This window comes from Pseudomonas sp. AC239, from assembly GCF_979258545.1.
Genome location: NZ_OZ409864.1, coordinates 1766402 through 1784668, shown reverse-complemented (window position 1 = coordinate 1784668; position 18267 = coordinate 1766402). Strand labels below are relative to the sequence as shown.

Annotated in this window: 21 protein-coding genes; 19 read left to right on the top strand and 2 right to left on the bottom strand. The window is 51.6% G+C overall.

All coding sequences use genetic code 11. The annotated features are described in order from the left end of the window. Positions 1-25 precede the first annotated feature (25 nt). The 4 genes from tssI to ACZ0AZ_RS08320 all read left to right on the top strand — a co-directional run bounded on the left by tssI (position 26) and on the right by ACZ0AZ_RS08320 (position 5421). Positions 26-2461, top strand: coding sequence for a type VI secretion system tip protein TssI/VgrG (tssI, locus tag ACZ0AZ_RS08335; protein WP_463537191.1), 2436 nt, complete (start codon positions 26-28; stop codon positions 2459-2461). A gap of 11 nt (positions 2462-2472) precedes the next feature. Beyond that, positions 2473-4203 (top strand): peptidoglycan-binding domain-containing protein, encoded by a 1731-nt coding sequence (locus tag ACZ0AZ_RS08330; protein WP_463570915.1) that lies wholly within the window; start codon positions 2473-2475, stop codon positions 4201-4203. Positions 4204-4206: 3 nt separating this feature from the next. Next, positions 4207-4716 carry a hypothetical protein gene (locus ACZ0AZ_RS08325; protein ID WP_238785184.1) on the top strand — a complete coding sequence of 170 codons (510 nt, stop codon included), beginning with the start codon at positions 4207-4209 and terminating at the stop codon, positions 4714-4716. Between the two features lie 93 nt (positions 4717-4809). Next, positions 4810-5421: a hypothetical protein gene (locus ACZ0AZ_RS08320; RefSeq protein WP_463537188.1), complete on the top strand. Its 612-nt coding sequence runs from the start codon at positions 4810-4812 to the stop codon at positions 5419-5421. 57 nt (positions 5422-5478) lie between these two features. Here ACZ0AZ_RS08320 and ACZ0AZ_RS08315 read toward each other — a convergent pair whose 3' ends face one another. Further along, positions 5479-5847, bottom strand: coding sequence for a DUF6124 family protein (locus tag ACZ0AZ_RS08315; protein WP_160060151.1), 369 nt, complete (start codon positions 5845-5847; stop codon positions 5479-5481). A 70-nt stretch (positions 5848-5917) separates the two neighbouring features. On the opposite strand from ACZ0AZ_RS08315, the gene ACZ0AZ_RS08310 reads away from it, so the two are divergent. The 14 genes from ACZ0AZ_RS08310 to ACZ0AZ_RS08245 all read left to right on the top strand — a co-directional run bounded on the left by ACZ0AZ_RS08310 (position 5918) and on the right by ACZ0AZ_RS08245 (position 16689). Further along, positions 5918-6424, top strand: coding sequence for a hypothetical protein (locus ACZ0AZ_RS08310; RefSeq protein ID WP_463537187.1), 507 nt, complete (start codon positions 5918-5920; stop codon positions 6422-6424). A gap of 3 nt (positions 6425-6427) precedes the next feature. Next, the gene (locus ACZ0AZ_RS08305) at positions 6428-6685 is read left to right on the top strand and encodes a hypothetical protein (protein ID WP_463537186.1); all 258 of its coding nucleotides are present in this window, start codon (positions 6428-6430) and stop codon (positions 6683-6685) included. Between the two features lie 156 nt (positions 6686-6841). Continuing rightward, positions 6842-7432, top strand: coding sequence for a hypothetical protein (locus ACZ0AZ_RS08300; protein ID WP_463537185.1), 591 nt, complete (start codon positions 6842-6844; stop codon positions 7430-7432). Between the two features lie 177 nt (positions 7433-7609). Continuing rightward, the gene (locus ACZ0AZ_RS08295) at positions 7610-8533 is read left to right on the top strand and encodes a tetratricopeptide repeat protein (RefSeq protein ID WP_463570917.1); all 924 of its coding nucleotides are present in this window, start codon (positions 7610-7612) and stop codon (positions 8531-8533) included. 38 nt (positions 8534-8571) lie between these two features. Next, positions 8572-9033, top strand: a complete 462-nt coding sequence (locus ACZ0AZ_RS08290) for an XAC2610-related protein (protein ID WP_130900283.1) — start codon at positions 8572-8574, stop codon at positions 9031-9033. Between the two features lie 20 nt (positions 9034-9053). Next, the gene (locus tag ACZ0AZ_RS08285; RefSeq protein ID WP_130928416.1) at positions 9054-10418 is read left to right on the top strand and encodes a lysozyme inhibitor LprI family protein; all 1365 of its coding nucleotides are present in this window, start codon (positions 9054-9056) and stop codon (positions 10416-10418) included. A 139-nt stretch (positions 10419-10557) separates the two neighbouring features. After that, on the top strand, positions 10558-11046 hold the full coding sequence (locus tag ACZ0AZ_RS08280) for a cell division protein (RefSeq protein WP_129997949.1): 489 nt from the start codon (positions 10558-10560) through the stop codon (positions 11044-11046). Next, on the top strand, positions 11039-11791 hold the full coding sequence (locus ACZ0AZ_RS08275) for a hypothetical protein (RefSeq protein ID WP_240783173.1): 753 nt from the start codon (positions 11039-11041) through the stop codon (positions 11789-11791). Before ACZ0AZ_RS08280 ends, ACZ0AZ_RS08275 begins: the two co-directional genes overlap by 8 nt. Before the next feature lie 88 nt (positions 11792-11879). Then, positions 11880-12335, top strand: coding sequence for a hypothetical protein (locus ACZ0AZ_RS08270; protein ID WP_129998090.1), 456 nt, complete (start codon positions 11880-11882; stop codon positions 12333-12335). Between the two features lie 4 nt (positions 12336-12339). Further along, positions 12340-12885: a hypothetical protein gene (locus ACZ0AZ_RS08265; protein ID WP_129997948.1), complete on the top strand. Its 546-nt coding sequence runs from the start codon at positions 12340-12342 to the stop codon at positions 12883-12885. Continuing rightward, positions 12872-13720, top strand: coding sequence for a tetratricopeptide repeat protein (locus tag ACZ0AZ_RS08260; protein WP_463537183.1), 849 nt, complete (start codon positions 12872-12874; stop codon positions 13718-13720). The genes ACZ0AZ_RS08265 and ACZ0AZ_RS08260 overlap by 14 nt, the downstream gene beginning before the upstream one ends. After that, on the top strand, positions 13717-14472 hold the full coding sequence (locus ACZ0AZ_RS08255; protein ID WP_129997946.1) for a lysozyme inhibitor LprI family protein: 756 nt from the start codon (positions 13717-13719) through the stop codon (positions 14470-14472). Before ACZ0AZ_RS08260 ends, ACZ0AZ_RS08255 begins: the two co-directional genes overlap by 4 nt. A gap of 44 nt (positions 14473-14516) precedes the next feature. Beyond that, a complete protein-coding gene (locus ACZ0AZ_RS08250) occupies positions 14517-15515 on the top strand; it encodes a hypothetical protein (protein ID WP_240783172.1) in 999 nt (332 codons plus the stop codon). A gap of 154 nt (positions 15516-15669) precedes the next feature. After that, entirely contained in the window at positions 15670-16689 is a 1020-nt protein-coding gene (locus ACZ0AZ_RS08245; protein WP_240783171.1) for a hypothetical protein, read from the top strand. A 56-nt stretch (positions 16690-16745) separates the two neighbouring features. Here the strand turns inward: ACZ0AZ_RS08245 and ACZ0AZ_RS08240 are convergent, their stop codons facing one another. Further along, positions 16746-17117 (bottom strand): DUF6124 family protein, encoded by a 372-nt coding sequence (locus tag ACZ0AZ_RS08240; RefSeq protein WP_129997945.1) that lies wholly within the window; start codon positions 17115-17117, stop codon positions 16746-16748. A 583-nt stretch (positions 17118-17700) separates the two neighbouring features. On the opposite strand from ACZ0AZ_RS08240, the gene ACZ0AZ_RS08235 reads away from it, so the two are divergent. Next, positions 17701-18084, top strand: coding sequence for a hypothetical protein (locus ACZ0AZ_RS08235; RefSeq protein ID WP_007920327.1), 384 nt, complete (start codon positions 17701-17703; stop codon positions 18082-18084). The last annotated feature ends 183 nt before the right edge of the window (positions 18085-18267 follow it).

The window sequence follows — 18267 nt, the reverse complement described above, 5'->3', positions numbered from 1 at the left end:
ATGACATTCGAACAGGGAGCACACGATGTTCAACTCAGCTAACGAAACCCACTTCAGCCTCAAGGTCGAAGACTACGTCGGCGACCTGCAAGTGCTGTCGTTCACCGGCACCGAAGGCATCAGCCAGGCGTATCGCTTCGACCTCGAACTGGTCAGCGAAAACCCTGATCTGGATCTGGAACAACTGCTGCACAAGCAGGCGTTTCTCGCATTCGATCCACAAGGATCCGGCATTCACGGGCAAATCTACCGCGTCGCCCAGGGCGATGCCGGCAAGCGCCTGACCCGCTACAAAGTGTCGATCGTGCCGCAACTGCAATACCTGCATCACCGCACCAACCAGCGCATCTACCAGCAGATGTCGGCGCCGAAAATCATCGCGCTGATCCTCGAAGAGCACGGCATCAAGAGCAACGCCTACAGCTTCCAGCTCAGCCAGCCGTGCCCGGATCGCGACTACTGCGTGCAGTACGACGAAACCGACCTGCATTTCGTTCAGCGCCTGTGCGAAGAGGAAGGCATTCACTACCACTTCCAGCACAGCGAAAAGGCCCACCTGCTGGTGTTCGGCGACGACCAGACCGTGTTCCAGAACCTTGGGCAGCCAACTGCTTATGTGCAGGGCAGCGGTATGGTCGCCGACGAGCCGGTGATCAAAGCCTTCAAACTGCGCCTGGAAACCCGCACCACGCGCACCACGCGCCGCGACTACGACTTCGAAAAACCGCGCCTGCGAATGGAAGCGGCGTACAAACCGGACGGCGACAGCACTGAACCGGATCTCGAAGACTACGACTACCCCGGCCGCTTCATCGACCGCGCGCGCGGCAAGTTCCTCAGCCAACGCGCCCTCGAACGCCATCGCGCCGACTACCGCCAGGCCGAAGGTCGCGGCGACCAGACCAAACTGGTCAGCGGCCACTTCATGGAAATGTCCGACCACCCGCGCAGCGAGTGGAACGACCTCTGGCTGCTCACCGAAATCTTCCACGAAGGCAAACAACCGCAAGTCCTCGAAGAAGGCGTGACCAGCGACACCACCGACAACAAGGACGACTTCCACCAAGGCTACCGCAACACCTTCCTCGCCACCCCGTGGGACGTGTTCTACCGCCCGGCCCTCGAACACCCGAAACCACGCGTGCTCGGCAGCCAGACCGCCATGGTCACCGGCCCCAAAGGCGAAGAAATCCACTGCGACCAATACGGCCGCATCAAAGTGCAATTCCACTGGGACCGCGAAGGCCTCGCCGACGACAAAACCAGCTGCTGGCTACGCGTATCCAGCTCCTGGGCCGGCGACCGCTACGGCGCCATCAGCATCCCGCGCGTCGGCATGGAAGTCCTCGTCACCTTCCTCGAAGGCGACCCCGACCAACCGCTGGTGACCGGCTGCCTGTACCACAAGGAAAACCCGGTGCCGTATGCACTGCCGGCGAACAAGACTCGCAGCGTGTTCAAAACGCTTAGCTCGCCGGGTGGTGGTGGGTATAACGAACTGCGCATTGAAGACAAGAAAGGTGCGGAGCAGATCTACATTCATGCGCAGCGTGACTGGGATGAGAACGTTGAGCACGATCAGAAGATACGGGTCGGGAATGAACGTCATGACACGGTGGTGAAGAACACCTACACCGAGCTGAAGGCTGAAGAACACCGCACCACGATTTCCGACCGCAAGATTGAAGCGAAGCTGGATGATCACCTGACGATTGGGCAGAACCAGCATGTGAAGTTGGGGACTGCGCAACTGACCAGTGTGGGGAAAGAGATACACCTCAAGGCTGGGGACAAGATCGTTATTGAGGCGGGGACAGAGCTGACCATTCTTGGGGGTGGGAGCTTTATCAAGCTTGATGGCGGTGGTGTGACCGTGGTTGGGCCGGTGATCAAAATCAATGCCGGTGGGTCGGCTGGTTCCGGCACAGGGATCGGGATTAAACCGCCGGTGCTGCCGGGGGCGGCGGATAAGGATAAGGCGGGGAGTTTGATGGATCAGGCGTTATTGAATGCGCCGCCACCTCCTCCGCCAGCATCCGAGAAAAAGAGCTTCCGTATTCAGATGAAGCGTCCCTATGACAAAAAGGGGATTGCTGGACAGCCCTATATGCTGGAAGTGGACGGCGTGACCTATAAAGGCACAACTTCTAGTGAAGGGTTTGTTGACCAGCCAGTTCCGCCCGATGCGAAGAAGGGCAAGCTTACCTTTTATCCTTTTGGCGCAGAATCTCAGCCATGGGTATGGGAGTTGGACTTGAAAGCTCAGTCGGAAGCCTCGGACGTGAAAGGGCTTCAGTCCCGCCTTAAAAATCTTGGGTTCTATGATGGGAAAATCGACGGTGAAAATGGCCCGAAAACGAAGCATGCCACCCGTTGTTTCCACCGTTCTTGTGAGTTGGCAGACAAAGATTATCTTTCTTCCAGCGATATCAAGCGTCTCGAAGAACAGCATATTGCATAAGGGAATGAGCAATGATTTACGGTAATTTTGATCTCCGTCGAGGTGATCATGATGGAAAACCTGAGCAAAACAAGCCCCCTCGTTGGGCTGGAAATGATAATCCAGTGTTATCTGTAGTCACTGCAGAAACAGCAGCTGCATTTCTCGGTACTAGCGCAGCTCTTGGTGTTTCAGAGCATGTAAGAAAACTCCAGGAAGACTTAATTACTTTGGGGTTCTCCATTGTGGGGACACCTGATGGAGGGTTTGGTAGTCATACTGAGTGGGCAGTCAGAGAATTTCAAATATATGCGTCCATGGCGCAAGTTGCTAAAGTTAGAGAAGAAAAAAAAGGGCAACTGCTATTGGACTCTGCAGGTTCTCCAGTAAAAGTTAATAACATGGATGTGTATTTCGATAGCTCTGCATCTATAGTGGCAAAGGCTGGAAAGTCTGCGACAGTAACCGGTGAGACAGTCGGTCCTGTTAGTTATTATGTTGATAGTCTTCAGTCTGTCGCTAACTCTTCGATTTATGCCGGCCCAATAAGCGGTGTAGTAAACGAGCTTACTCGAGCTGCAATTGAATATTGGTTGAGCCATGACTACAGATGTCCAGTAGTCGTTGAGGCATGGAATAATACTGCAGCCGGAGTTCGAACTGATCTAGCCAGCAACGGATGCAATTTGTGGGCGCATAATAGTATTGCTAGTAATGCCCCGCGAATATTTTTTAGGGATTTCACTAGCTATTATGACTATCCTGATACACATAGTAGGCTAGAGTATCAAACTCTTGGGTATTATGAGCCTGGCGGTTTCGGTGGACCTAATACGGCAAAGAAGCATAGTTGGTCGCCAGAGGCGGAAATGTCAATCTTGAATCTTTATGACTCTGCCTATAACGCTGCTGAGGCGAATAGCGCCAAGATATCGACATATCGAACTATGCGTGTGGTGGCTGAGGCTGAATGCTATGGGCGATTTGATGTATTGAACGCTTGGGATAATGCGCTTATGTCTGCCGGACCATGTCACTGGACGATGGGGGTATTTTCGACGACAAATTCAGCGTATGCGCCCGGAGAATTGCCTGGACTTATCGCATATGTTAAAAATTTGAATCCTGAAGTTTTTAACAAGGCTTTCGGAAAGTTTGGGTTAGATACCGTTCTCCAGTGGGGAGAGGCCGGACTATATTTCCCTGGAGTACGTACATATAATACGTGGATTAAGCTTAGCACTGAAACTGACTTTGAGGCGTTGCCGACTACAAAGGAAGGTGCGAATTATATGAAAACATGGCACTGGCATTATAGATTTAGTATGGCGGGTCGAACCATCGGGGCCTACCGTAAAGCTATGTGGAAGCTGACAAAACTTCGGCTGAGTAAGATATTGGATAGAGAGGTCAAATTTAGAGTTTCCGGACATGAGGTGGTCAGCACTCTCGGAGCGGTTTTTACTTCAGAAAAATCTGTGGCTATTTTGCTCCGTTGGCACGTGTATCGTCCCGCTTTTGTTGTTACTAACGCGTCGCTCGTTGTTCCGGCAATTCAATTTGTAATTGACTCAAACTCTCAAGTAAATTGGGCATTGCCAGTTGCTAGCTGGGGGGACACGCATGAGACGTTGTTAACCAATGAGATCCAGAGACGGCTTGCTGCTCTGAACGACTCCATCACTAATGCGATTCAGTATGGTACTAATCTTCCGCAAGGTGCGGTCCGGCCGGGCAGAAACTCCTTCATTATGGATGTGTAACTTATGAAATATTTTTTGCTGTTGATTGGTTTGCTACCCGGAATTGCATGGTCTTCTGTGGGAGATATCTGTAATCCAGAACAAGACTCGAAAAGTTTTATTTCTGATTGGAATCTTGGTAATAGTAAGACAAAAGTATTGTCAATGCAGGATGGAAAAGACTTTTTAGTTGATCACGGCAGTATTGTATATGCCGGTGACTTGAATAATGACGGTAATGACGATTTTATTTTTGAAGCGTCAACAGGCGTTGGTTCAAGTGGTGATCGAGTGTTTAGCTTCCTGCTTCAATGTCATGGCTATCTTAAACCACTCGGTGCTTCGTACTTTGCCAAAGTTGAAGTCCTGGAGCCGGAAAGTGAGCAAAAAAACGTATTTAAAGACATAAAAATTTATTCTTATAAACGAAACTCAAACGGGAGTATCCAGCGAAAAGGTGGTGAGCCTCTGATGACACCTCATATTTGGCACTTCAATCCTAGCTCTCAAAAGTATGAAGGGGAGTCTGAATAAGGCGGGAGTTTGCTGAAACAAAAAGGGACCAGGTTTATTGTGCTCTGAGTTAGCGTCTTCGCCGTCGAGTGCTTTTAATAAAAAGTCTTTGTAATGAAAAAATTATTAATTCCTCTCATGGGATTGTCTTTAGCCGCAGTTTTGTCGGTGGCTCAGTCACATCCGCTGGTTATGTGTGGAGTTTCAATTCCAGATATCCCAGGCTTTAAATTGAATGTAAAACTTGAAGGTGGTATTTGCTACGGAGAACTGGTCTCGAACGTAAGCTTAAGGCCAGATATTTTGACAGAGGAGAATGTCTTTTTAATTGAGCCTGTTGAGTTTGAAAAAAGCTTAGCTGCATCTGGCCGCTTTGATAGCAATGGTAAATATAAATACAGCTATGCTGCGGATGAAGCTTTGCAACAAGGGTCAGAAACGGGAGAGGTGGATCTTGCTCATTCGTCAGCGTCGGGTTCCGCCGCAGTCAGAGTATTAATGTCCCCTTTTATGCTTTGGGACTCTGAAAAAGACAGAGCTGCAGCTGAGAGTAAGTACTCGGTGAGAAAAAAGGGGCTGTGGTTCGACTGTTTCTATGGGTTGAAAGGCGTGAAAGGTGCAACGGTCAAGTTTTCTGCATGTGTGCCTAGGTCAAACCTCAAAAGTGATCCTAAGTTATCTGATATTAGATCTTCATTTGAGGCTATGACACCGAGCAAAAATTAGTAGATACAGGGGGGGTAGGGGACGGGCTGTCAACTTAATCCGTCCCCCTCGTTCCGTTTACGTTATCGCTTCCTGCCTCGCCGCTATCAACTCTTCCAGATGATCCAACGCACGTTCCACCATGAGCTGCGCACCATCGGCAATTCGACTCAGTGCCAATGCCACCGAGCGGTTTGAGCCTTCGACATCGTCGGCTAATTTAGCAGCGATGGCGCTGATGGACAGCATGTCTTCGGAGGCGTTGGCCAGGAGGGCTTCCGGGTCAATGCCGGTGGAGATGGTGAAGAGTCTGCCTTTGCGGCGTTTGGACGGTTTGTCATGGGTAGGTGGGAAGTAATGGGCGAAGGCGCGGTCGGCGGCTTCTCTGTCGAGCGTTGCAGTGTCGAGGGATTCTTCGGCGGGGACTGGTAAAGGGGACGGATTTATTTATCCGATGGTTTTATCGTTGAACCCAAATAAATCTGTCCACTTTGTTGATTTGTAAAAAGGCAGAAAAATGAATAAATTTATTTTTTTGTATCTGTTAAGTTCGTTTTTGTTTGTGCACGCTAGTGATAGCGTAGTTGTGCAAAGTAAAGGTTGTGTCATGGAGGTAAATGAATCTCCTGGTGTTTTGTTTTTCAAGACTGATGATGATATTTCATTTGTTAAGTACAAATATAAAGATGGTAGAACAGAAAATGTAAAGATGAACTGCGTAGCGATGAGTTTTCCAGACGCGGTAGCTAGCGGCTTTGTACAGGAGGCCGACGGATTGAAGATTGGTACGGGAATGCAGCCGCTGTCAAAGGCTAGTCGTGTTTCTGGGGTTAATTGGTCCGGCTGGGAAGGAATATATTATTCTAACTCATACTGCTTTACTGCCGTATTGGAGGCTGGCACTGATCATGTTTTTATGATAGAGGCCTGTGGCGACGAAGAAGATGTTAAAACTACCAGAAAGCGTATGCTGTCGTTACTTAAAGGCTCAAAAACTTATCATGTTGAATATGAAGGTGGATAGGTAATGAGTGATACAGGGGCAGACTACGTTTTAGTGTTGGACAGTGAATCGTGGTCTATCCCTATTTTTGCTTTTGGATTATTTTTAATGTCGGTTTTTTCGGTGGCTCAGTCACAGCCTTCAAATATATGTGGAGTTTCAATCCCAGATATCCCAGGTTTTAAATTGAACGTAAAACTTGAAGATGGTATTTGCTACGGAGAACTGGTTACGAACGTAAGTTCAAAGCCAGATATTCTGACAGAAGAAAATATTTTTTAATTGAGCCTGTTGAGTTCAAAAAAAGCTTAGCTACATCTGGCCTCTTTGATAGCAATGGTAAATATAAATACAGCTACGCTGCTGATGAAGCTTTGCAACAAGTGTCAACAACAGGAATAGTGAGCTCCCAGATCCGTTTAAGGCGAGGAGACAGTGATGAAGGTTTGGTTGATTGTTTTGGTTCTTTCAATTTCGTCGGTTTCGTTCGCTAATGAAGCGAATGTGAAGTGGTCGGTCATATTTGCAGATCTCAATGTGTGCAAATTTAAAATTAATAATTTGTATGGTGGTGATTATGAGGTGGATAAGGAAGAAGTGCCTGCGCTCTTATTTTATTCGAAAGTTATTAAGCCTGATTCTAGGCGGCCGATAGAAGTCGATTTGAAATTTCGATGTGTGGATCCCGCCGATGCCCAAACTTTTGCTAACTTTTCGGGTGGGAAAATGACTGACAAAGGATGGGTCATGAGTTTGGATCCAGATGTTGCGGCTGACACGTCCATGCATAATACTTTTTATGTATTAAAAGGGAAGAACTGGGAAGGTCCAGCGATATCTCAGGACGTTACAAATGGTGAAGAGGAGGACCGAACGCGTGGGTTTGGATTTTGCATCCCCCATGGATCTGCTGCACTTTGTGGAGGTGGAAATGTGGCCTACTTGAATGATCTAAATGGCTCTGCGTTGAAGGAGGTCATTAAGATGGTTGAAACTATTGAGTTTGTTGAGGGAGGCTCTAAGGTATAGGAAGGATGTGTTTTCATCTGAGTTTATTAATAATCAAAGGGGGCGGATTTATTTATCCGTTTGCTTTATCGTTGAGCCAAAATAAATCTGTCCCCTTTGTTGTCCATTTTTATTTTCAGCGGCTAAACAATACGCCGAAGCGCGAATAGTTGCACTTGAGGGGACCTTGGAATGAGGGTGGGAGCTTTTTTAGTTTTCGCGCTCCTAGCGTCAGTGGTCAATGCGAGCTCTAGCTGCGAGGCTGACCTGAATGGGGATGGAATCTGCGATCCGTATGGTGTTAGACCACTTGAGGATGACGGTACAATTTCGCGAATTACTATAGATATTGGTGGGGGTAACAAGTCAGTTTCGGGGATTTTTGAACTTGGAGACGGTGGGTTATCTGTAGGTTATCTACCAGGTGAGTTTTCGTTGTTGCTGGATTTTTATACTCGTGATACTGATCTTACGCAGTATAGTTTTAAATGGAATTCTGCGCGGAAAGACTGGGTTCTCTATAAAAAATCTACTTGGGCGGAACCTAGTAGAAATGAAAAATATACCTTGGGTGGTGAGAAGGTACCAGTTGAAGCACTATTTTCGCAAAAGTTTAATGTTCAGCGTGTGGCGTGTTGCACCCTGTTTTCTCAGTTCTCCGAAAATGGGCCCGATTTTAGCTATTTGAGTAATGAGGATCAGCTTGCAGAAATCAGCAAAGACTTCAAATATATTCTTGGTAAGCTTCCTCAGGGCGAAAAAGGAGAATTGTTTTATGGGCTCGATGATAGCGGTAACAAGGTAAGGAGGAGTATTCCTCAAGAGCTGGTGTATGAGCTAACGTTGATAATTTCCAATGATAATGTAGGGCCTCTAAATGACTATGCTTATTATTTGTATCGTAGCAAAAACAATGTTTTAGCTGCTTTGCTTTTGAGGGGGATTCATAAAAAGTTTCCGAAGAGAGTCGTTGCAACATTGAATTTGGCAGATGCTTATTGGGATATCGGAATGAAGTCCGACGCATGTCCGCTTTATAAGGAATACATCGCTAAAATGACAACGAACGGAAAGGGTGAACGTATTCCACAGGCAGCGAAATCTCGAGAAAACTGCAATTGAGACGAGCCGCGTTTCACGGGGAGGAGTAGGGCGAGCACATGCAATTCAAAACTCTAGCGGTATCACTGCTCGGCCTGATGTGGACGATCCCGGCGTTAGCCCAAACCACCACGTTCAGTCCAACCAAAGGCGTTGAAGCGACGCTGATTCTCGAAAGCTCCAAGCTGAACATCGCGGTTAAAAGCGAAACGCACAGCGAGTCGCGGACAATCGATTTCGAAGCCGAAAACGAACTCCACATGCAGTTCGATGACTTCAATTTCGACGGCGCCCAGGATTTCGCGATCTGGCAGCTCGATGACGGCATGGGCACTTACGACTACTACCGAGTGTTTGTTTACCAAGCCAAAACCGGCACGTTCGAAGAGTTGCACCCGGACTGCGGCGATGGCTTCGTTAACCTGCGCGTCGACAAAAAACGTAAAGCGTTGCTCAGCACTTACTGGGGCATGAACGGACCAGATCAATGCATCACCCGATTCACCAAACGCAAGGCCTGAATGACTCAAGGATGAACACAGTGAAACGTTTTGTTTTAACCCTGCTGGCCGTATTGCTGCCGGCTTCAGCTGCCTATGCGCAGGATGACTGCAGCCAGGTCACCTCAAGTCTGGAGATGGTGCCCTGCTCGGAGGCGGCGAAGAAGGCTGCCGATACGCAGTTGAATGTCAGCTACAAGCAGCTGATGACGCGACTTGAGTCTGACTATCGAGCGGATCCGGCATTGGGCGCGGAGTACGCCGCGAAGGTCAAAGAGTCGCAACGTGCGTGGTTGAAGTTGCGCGATGCGAACTGCCCTTTGGAGGCATTCGAAATCGAGACGGGGATGCCAGCGCATGTGTTTGCCGTTAACTCGTGTATCGCCAGAATGAGTCGCGAGCGCTCGGCATATCTGGACAAGATCGTCCCTGCTCTTGCATCCGACAAGAGCACTTCGACGGCACCCACCAGAGACGCTTGCCCCTCGGAGGAGTTCGCGCCTTTCCTGACAGCATTTTCCGCCAACAGCGAATCACAGCGCCGCCTGACTGCGATGACGGTCAAGTCGCTCGTGTTGAAGCCGGTAGCGGGAAAGGAACGTAGCACCTTTGAGCCTTCCACCTCGGGTGTCAGTGGAGCTACTTTTACCTATCCGCTGATGGCCGCCATCACACCCGGCAAAACGCCTGGAGTCGAGATCGAAGAGGTCGACGACAGTCACGTCAACGTGGTGGATAAGCGAGCGGGCAACAGCAATATCAAGATCTTCAACTTCTCTCGTCAGGCGTGCTGGGTGCTTGAGGGGATTGAGGATTGGTCGATCAGTGAGAAGGATCTTGTCGCAACAGAGAACCCGGGAATGAGCCGCGCCGAGAACTTCTGTGATCAGCGTGCTGAAGCTTTAGGTGGGCTGGGGTTTCTTGAGCAATACCGGCTGACTGCGGAGTTGATTGAGGCGTCCCTGGAGAATTTTGTGTGTGCTGCAGAGTCAGGTGATGCACAGGCCAGCCTGTCGGCGGCAAGCCTGAGTCTTTCGCAAATGGCACCTCAGTTAGAAACCCCTAAGGTTGAGGCTTTGTTCAAAGCGGCTTCGAAAATACCAAAGGGTGCGATGGGCTATGCGACGTTTCTTTGTTCAGGAAACTCCACCGACTATAACGGCCCTTGCCTTCACCCCAAGCAGGCAGAAGAGCAGGTTATTCGGGCGATTACCATGGGCTCCACGGACGCGATGAATTACCTGGCCTCTACCTTTGAGGGTGGGGAGTTAGGAACGAAGGATATATCGCGGGCGTTAGCCTGTTATCAAATGGCGGCTGACAAGGGTGATCAGTTGGGCCTCTTCAACGTGGGGCGATTGGGATCGTCAGCCACGGCGCCGATCAAAGCCAGCCACTGCATTTGAATTTCGAGGGGCTGTTTGAGGCGGTTTTGCACAAGTTTTGTCTGAATCCCTCACGCTAAAACGTTTAACGCTTGAGCATCTGAGGACCGCGATTTTCCTTTAAACTCCCCACCCCCAAGGAACGCGCTCAGGACACGGAATGCCAGCCTCTTCTTCCTCGCTTCGCCCAGCGTTGGTGCTTTGGCTATATGCCGCTGCGATCACGCACATCCTCGCCGGTCTTACCCTGACCTGGGCCGGTGACTCCGGCTTGCTCGATGGCTACCTGCAAGTCCTCGAACTGTCGTTCTGGGGTGCCGATGCGGTTCCCACCGCCGGCCACGAACAACAAGTCTGGTGGCTCGCGCTGTTCGGCGCGACGTTGCAAAGTTATTCGCTGTACATGTTCGCGCTGGTGCACCTGGGCAATCGCTTGAAAGCCCCGGCAGTCTGGGGTTGGTTGATCGCTGGCATCCTGTTATGGGCGCCGCAGGATATGTGGCTCTCGGCGCAACAGCAGGTCTGGTCGCACGTGTGGCTCGACGGTTTTGCGCTGTTGGTGTTGTTGCCGCCGCTGTTTTGGCTCTATCGACATGACTGTCGGAAAAGCAATTGCGAGACCGAATCGAGCGACCCGAGCCGTGGCTGATGTATCACCGACAGGGCTCATAAAACCTCGCTACCTACGCAGCCTATTGTTTGGCTTTGCACTCACGCAGGTTAGCCGTGCCATCGCCGCTAATAGCGTGTTGGTCGGTAATGCTTCCGATCAATTGCAGGCCGCTCATGGGCCAGTTACCGCTTTGGTGGTTATGACACCCTGCCGGTTTTCGATGACGCTTACGCAAGATCAATGGCTGCAGTTCAATTCGCCTGATCTGGTATTCGTTGCGACAAAACAACTTCCCAACACATTGAACGCGCCGCACTTGTGGCAGGCGCCAAGCTCAAACAGCGCTGAGTGGAATTTCGAAAAGTCAGCGGGTCTGAGCGAGCCATGGTTTGGTGTTATGTGTGAAAGTGCGGGAAGTTTTTCCGCTCTCACTAGTCAGCAGTTGCCGGCCGATGGCGCGATGGAGTTGCAGCTGTTGCGTGAAGCCAACGACCGCAAGTGTCCGGCGACTCTGACTGATCACGGCTGGGGGCCAACGTTGTTGGCGGGGGATCCGCAAACCTACACGTTTGAGTCGCTGAAGGGGGCAAAGTCGTCAGGATTCATCATCGGTTATCACGATGAGAGTCGGCGTCTGTTCAGTCGCATCACCTTCTGCCTTATGCATAACGAACAGGTACTGATTGGGTCCGCGGAGTCGGGCTCATCCGCCCCGTTGGCGATAAGCGTTGAAGGATTTGAAGAAATCAAAACAGCAGTGCTGAGCATCGCCTTCGAGTGAGCATGTTGACGATGCATTGCATAGATGGAGCTACAGCGTGAAAGGATTTTCGGTTCTTCTCGGCAGCTTGATATTGGCTGCCGCGTCCATGGCATTCGCTGCCGATCCAGCCTTCAAGGATTACACCGTCACGCCAGTTTTCAACGGCCCCAACCATAAGCTGGTGCCGCAAGAAAACAGCAGCCCAATGATGGATCAGGCACGGGTGCAAGCCCTGAAAGGCAAGGTCAACTTCGCCGGCCATTACATCCTTCACAGGCTCGGCTGTGGCGGCAGCGCGATTTGCGGCGAAGTGCTGGACGCCCAGACCGGTGAGGTTGTTGGTGGTTTGCCGAATGTTTACGACGGCAGCACGTTCGGCATGGTTTACCAACCCGAGAGCCGCTTGATCATCGTGTCCGGCATCACGCTCGACGGCGAAGAAGATGCCCAAGGGAATGCGTTGGAAAGTGGTAACCGGGATCGTTACTACGAGTTTGTGAACAATGAGTTTCGGCTGCTAAGCATGACCGATGTGGAATCGTCGCCGATGGATGAGGAGTGAGTGGATGAGCCGTTTTCTCGCGGGCAGCTTTTCGCTGCTGTTCTCGCTTCCAGCTCTCGCCTCGCCTTCGGACGCCTTTACTCAGCGCGATGTCATGCAGTGCGGCGGTGTTGAAGTGGTGTTGGTGTCGTCCTGCCGATCGGTGACGGTGGATGGTGCGGGAACCCACGTCATCCCGGTCTGCTCCGACCAGACCATCAACATCGGTAGCAAAGTGTTTCGCCGTGATATCAGCAAAGTTTCACAACTCACTTCCGACGGTGCGAAGACGAAGATGTTGAGCAATGTTGTTGTGGCGATGGATTGCGTGGAAGGCACCCAGGGCAGCCTTGTTTCGATAGGCGGATATGGCGGTTGTGGTTCTTGCCCGGAGTGGCACGGCTATTACTCGACAACAGGCCGATTGGAGCAATACAGCTTCGATAATAATCAACGCTCATTTGGCTCGAAGGGATCTCGGGAAGAGTTGATCAAGGCCTATGGCGTTACGAAGAGGCAGCTAATGTCAGAAAGCCCGGCGGTGAAGAGGATCGTCTATGGTCAGCCTTAAGTGGGTAGTGATGATCAGCTGCCTTTTTGCCGCCACAAGCGCTCTTGCCGAGGACCCGCCCATAGTCGGTATCGACGGACACACCGTGACGTTTCGAGCGACCAAATGGACGATGCCCGGTGTGGAATCACTGACCGTATGGTTCACCGCCAACGGCAAAACCCTCCCGGTCTTCAGTGCCGACGTTGGCGCCGATGGACACTCCGATTGGCTCAGCCCTGACAAGAAAACCTTGTTGCTCGACCCGGTGGTCTTCGGCATGTTGTCGGATGAGAATCAAGAAGAAAAACTGGTGTCGCAACAGCATTGCGATGTGATTTCGATGGAGACCGGTTGCGTGCTGGCTGAGCGCTCTCCCCGGTTTTGTCTAGGCAAATGGGTTGGTAATCAGTGGTTTTCGGAAGATGGCGAAGTCCTCACGCCCATCCTGGAAACGCAGTCCCCAAAGGACTGGTTGAAATATATCTCGACGATTAAAACTGCGCAGGCCCGGGCTGACTCCATCGAAGGCAGCCTGGACTTTTTAAGCCCCGAATCCTACATGGCATGTCATCCCCCGACGCAAAATGTTCAAGCCTACAACGACCTGGGTTTTTACCTGGCCGAGGGCGGCAAAGATGAGCTGGCGCTGAAGTTTTATCGAGGCGTTGAGGCTGTCGGCAAGCGCACAGTGCTGATGCTGAACATGGCTGATTCGCTGTGGCGACTTGATCGACAAGAAGAAGCGCAGCGTTATTACCGCGAGTACCGCGACGCGATGAGCGCCGACGGCAAGGCGCAGAAAATTCCGCAAAGAGTGATTGAGCGAACTGCACATCAGGGAATGAAAAATTGAACAGGATTGTCCGTTTTATCGCATTGCCTCTTGGAACGCTGTGCGCATCAATCGCGCATGCCGAGGACACCTGCAAAGTCATCAACGTGAGCTGGCAATACGATGAGTGCTTGGAGGCCGACCGCAAGAATGCCGACGCACGACTCAATGCCAGCTACAAAAAACTGATGTCGCGGTTTGAGTCCAGCCCCGAACCGGAGCTGACCAAGACAAACATGGCCGCTGCCAAAGGGTCGCAACGTGCCTGGATCAAATTGCGTGACACCACCTGCCCCCTCGAAACCACGGCTGTCGCACCCGGTTCGCAGGCTTATTCCCAAGTACTCAATAAGTGCATCACCAGAATGAGTCTGGAGCGTGCCGCCTACCTGGATGCGATTGCGCCTGACGGCCCGAGTGAAGTGGTCGATGTGGCCAAGGTTTCTGCATCGGCCTCGCAACGTTTCGGTGATGTGGTAGCTCGCTACGTCACTACGTTTGGCAACCCTTGCCTCAATGTCCAGCTTCTCGCGCCCAATGGCAATTGGCGAGTGCTGGCGTCCAAGCGGTTCTGCAGTTTCGAGGGCAATTCGTTTTGGGATGGCTATGCCAGTGCGGTGTTTGAGGATCATGCGTTCGCTACTGATGGTTTACACCTGACGCTCAGCTTGTTCGAGCTTCGTGGGGAAAGAGAGAAGCGGCTCGCTTGTGTGATACCGATTCAGAATGAGCAAATCAAAGAGCTGAAGTGCGGCGCACCTGAGTCATCGTAAAACCCTCAGCCTAAACATTTGAAGATTGATTAACAGGGAAGTGAGTGGAATTGGCCAAGCTCTTAAGTTGTATGAGTGCGCTCGGATTCATGGTTGCCTTGTTGGCTCAGCCGGCATTAGCAAGTGACCCTCAAACCATCGGTGAGCTGCATCCGCCGGTAGTTGCCTCGCTCGGTGATCAAAAAATCACCGTGTTTTTTTTGAAGAACAACCTCAAAGGTCAGGTGAGGGAAGGGCATGTTCCTTATGCCGAGATCTTCTACACCACCACGAATACGGTGAAGCCTTCGCTGAATTATGTGTGGAAGGTCGAAGGTGAGCAGATCGCCTCGGTGTTCTTCTTCGAGCGCAAGTTCCCGGAGCAAGCGGGGAAGTCCATGTTGGTTCTGACAAAACAAAAAGTCTCGCACAGTCAATTCGAAGGTGATTCCTATTCGGTGCTGGAATTGCCACTGGTCAAGGACGGCGATCAGTTGGCTTTGCGGTTTTTTAGCGGCGACCCACCAGATCCCGAGCTTGAGAACTGCCTCGACGGTCTAAATCTGGCGGATGATGTAAAGGTCGAATGTGCTTACAAGGATGCGACCAGCATTAAAAAGCGCTTGGCAGACTTGGATGCAAAGATAATTGCGGATTCAAAACTGCATCAGGACATCGGCCAGAATCCACTCAAAGCCGAGGTTGATACGTCCAATGTTGCTTGCCCTTCGACCGACTTTTCAGCGTTCCTCTCAGCTTTCTCCGAACGCGCAGATGTGCAAAAAGCCTTCGTACAACAACCGCTGAAAATGGTCACGACCGTGGCCGGCGATCCCGAACCCGAGATGGAAAAGCGCAGTCTCAGCGGCGATCAACTTAAGTTTCCTGTCATTCCGGATCAAGCAACGCGAGAGGCCCAGGGCCTGACGTTGACCGTCAAGGAACAGCGGGGTGACAAGGCGATCGCGATCCTGCAGAAGCCAGATACCGACTACGTCTTCGAGTATCGGTTTGTCCGTGGACAATGCTGGCAGTTGGGAGAAGTGATGGATTACTCGCTTTAAAACGCAGAGAACTGGGCTGAAGAAAGAAGTCTGTTCAATCAGATCCGTAAATCATGAGCAGGGAAGCAAGTTGAAAAGATTAGGCTTGATCGCGTTATTGCTGTGTTCTTTCTCTGTGGGGGCAGGGCCGATGTTCCCGTCACTCGAGTCTTGCATGGCCGCCGACAGCAACTGTGCGCTGGCGCTGAAAGACGATTTCCTGGTGGACGCTAAGTCCGGGCAACGTCTCTCCGAAAGGCCGGTATCGGCCGGAGCGATGAGTGTTTTCTGGCTGTATCGAGATGGCGAGCGCTACATCCTGGAGGAGGAAAACTCCTCACAGGCGAAGTCGCGTCGCTGGCTGGTATTCACTTACGACAGCGGAAAAGTGGTGCTCGACGGCGCTTATGTTTTCTCGATCGACATTGATATGAACACCGGGCCCTATTGGCATGGCTACGACTGCCGAGGTGATGCCAAGCCGTTCGCCGTGCCCACGAAAGATCCGTTCAATGAAGTTGCTTTGGAGGCGTTGTGCGGGGAGGCCGAAGGCTGGGTCGTCTCGGGTCGGGACACCGAGGTGCCGGTGTCTGCCAAAGGGCTGGCCGTCAGTGTTCCCGTTTACCACGCCCGCAACCGTGACGGTTCAGCGACGTACCTGTTTACTGAAAGTGAGGTTCCGGATCTTTCGAAGCTGGTTTGTTTGTCCAATTGCTTCGACGCCAATCAAGTACCAGAACGCGTTTCGCAAGAAACAGCGCCATTGCAGGGCGGGCAGGATGGAACGTTGTGCTCCGCCGAAGAAGACATCTACTTCAGCTGTCCTTTGACGGGGGGTAAAACGGTTTCTGTTTGCGCGCAAGGGAACAACAAGCCCACTGCGGGATATGTTCAATACCGTTACGGTGTTCCGGGAAAGATAGAAATGCTCTATCCGCAGAAAAACGTGCCTCCCAAGGGCAAGTTCTTCGTAGTGGATGCGTCGGAAGGCAGCGTTAACCTGAACAACATCAAATTCAAAAAGGGCCCGTATACCTACCTCGTTAATCAGGCGTTTGTGAGTTTTCTGACTGTGCTCAAGGATGACAAGGTAGTGTTCCGGCAGTCTTGCAGCGCGGGTGGTTATTCATTTGTTAGTCGGGTTGCCCGGCAGGGTATAGAGGCACTACCTAAAAGCGCTGAAGATTTTAGATAGCGAAGACGGCTGCAAAAAGGGGACTTAACGTCCCCTTTTTTCATCCTCAAATCTCGCTACGGCTTGGCCGCCACGCTTCGCACTTCAATCTGGTCGAGCGTCCCTTCCACCATCAATCTCACCCCGTCCGCCATTCTGCTCAGGGCGAGTGCAACCGAGCGGCGGGAGCCGTGGAGGTCGTCGGCGAGGTCGCAGGCGATGACGCTGATGGACAGGAGGTCTTCGGAGGCGTTGGCCATGAGGGCTTCGGCGTCGGTGCCGGGGGAGAGTTTGAAGAGGCCGTTCTCGCGTTTGAGGTGTGGATCGACGGCTGGTTTGAAATGGTGGTCGAGGGCGCGTTCGGCGGCTTCGTGGAATTTCTTCGATTCCAGAGATTCGTAGGGCGATATGTCCGGGGTTTCCGGGGGATTGGGTGTTGGTTTCTTCATTGAAATATACCGATTAAGGAGCTAACACCCCTTCGCTCGCACTTCGAATAAGGTGGCAGCTGTGTATAGGTGTGCAAGACCGGCAATCGGCAAACCGGCAGATCCTGAGATCTCCCACACACAGCTGCCATAACGATTCGCGAGCATAAGAAAACGCTCGGTGAATAGCTATAACCGATAGTGTGCCGATGCGGACTTGCACGTCCGTATCGCCGATTTTGCGGCGACACACAAAGCCTATCCCTCATGACCAATCCCGCCTAGTTCACGGACAGCCCCGCACTTTGCAGGAAACTTCCCATGGATTCGCGGGCCGGAAGATCAAAAGATCGCAGGCTTCGCCGGCTCCTACAGGGATGTGTTTCAACAGGTGTAGGAAAGGTGAGTGGTGAGACGCGGAGCGTCTCGGGATGCATTCCCACGCGGAGCGGGGGAACGATCAGGGGTGAACGTAGAGTCGTGACTTGGCAGTCATCGTGCGGGAAATGGTCTGCATCATCCTCCAACAGCGTTAGATACTGGCGTTATCGTCCGAATCCCTTACACTGCCCCGGCCGTTCATTTTCCTTTTGAGGCCGTGCGCATGAAATTTCGTTTTCTTCTGTGGATGATGGGTTTGTTGATGGGTAAGGCCAGCCGGACCAATCCTGCGTTCCAGCAGCAGTTGGGTGACAAGGATCTGGTGTTTCAGTTGCAGACGCTGGACGGGAAAGTGGCGCGGCATTTCGTGGTCAAGGATCAGCGCATCACCAGCAAGTCTGGCGTGGTCGCCGAGCCGGCGTTTGCGATTGCGTTTAAAGATGCCGGTTATGGCTTTGCCACAATGCAGGCGAAGAACAAGCAGTTGGCGTTTATGCAGGGGATTCAGGACAAGTCGATCCAGTTGAAGGGTAATCCGGCGCTGGTGATGTGGTTTCAGGGGTTGATGAAGTATTTGAAGCCGAGGAAGGCAAAGGCCAAGGCTTGAGACTTTTTCGGGTTGGCTTCAAGCGAAGCACGATGAAGAATCGTGCGTTCTTTGGCTCGCAAAGTCTTTATTCAGGCCTGTAAAGACGGTCGAACTGTCATTTCTGTCAGGTGCTTTGCTCATCTTCGCGATGCTCTACTCAAGCTCCGGTCCCGTAAAGGACGCAACGCACTTGATGGAGCA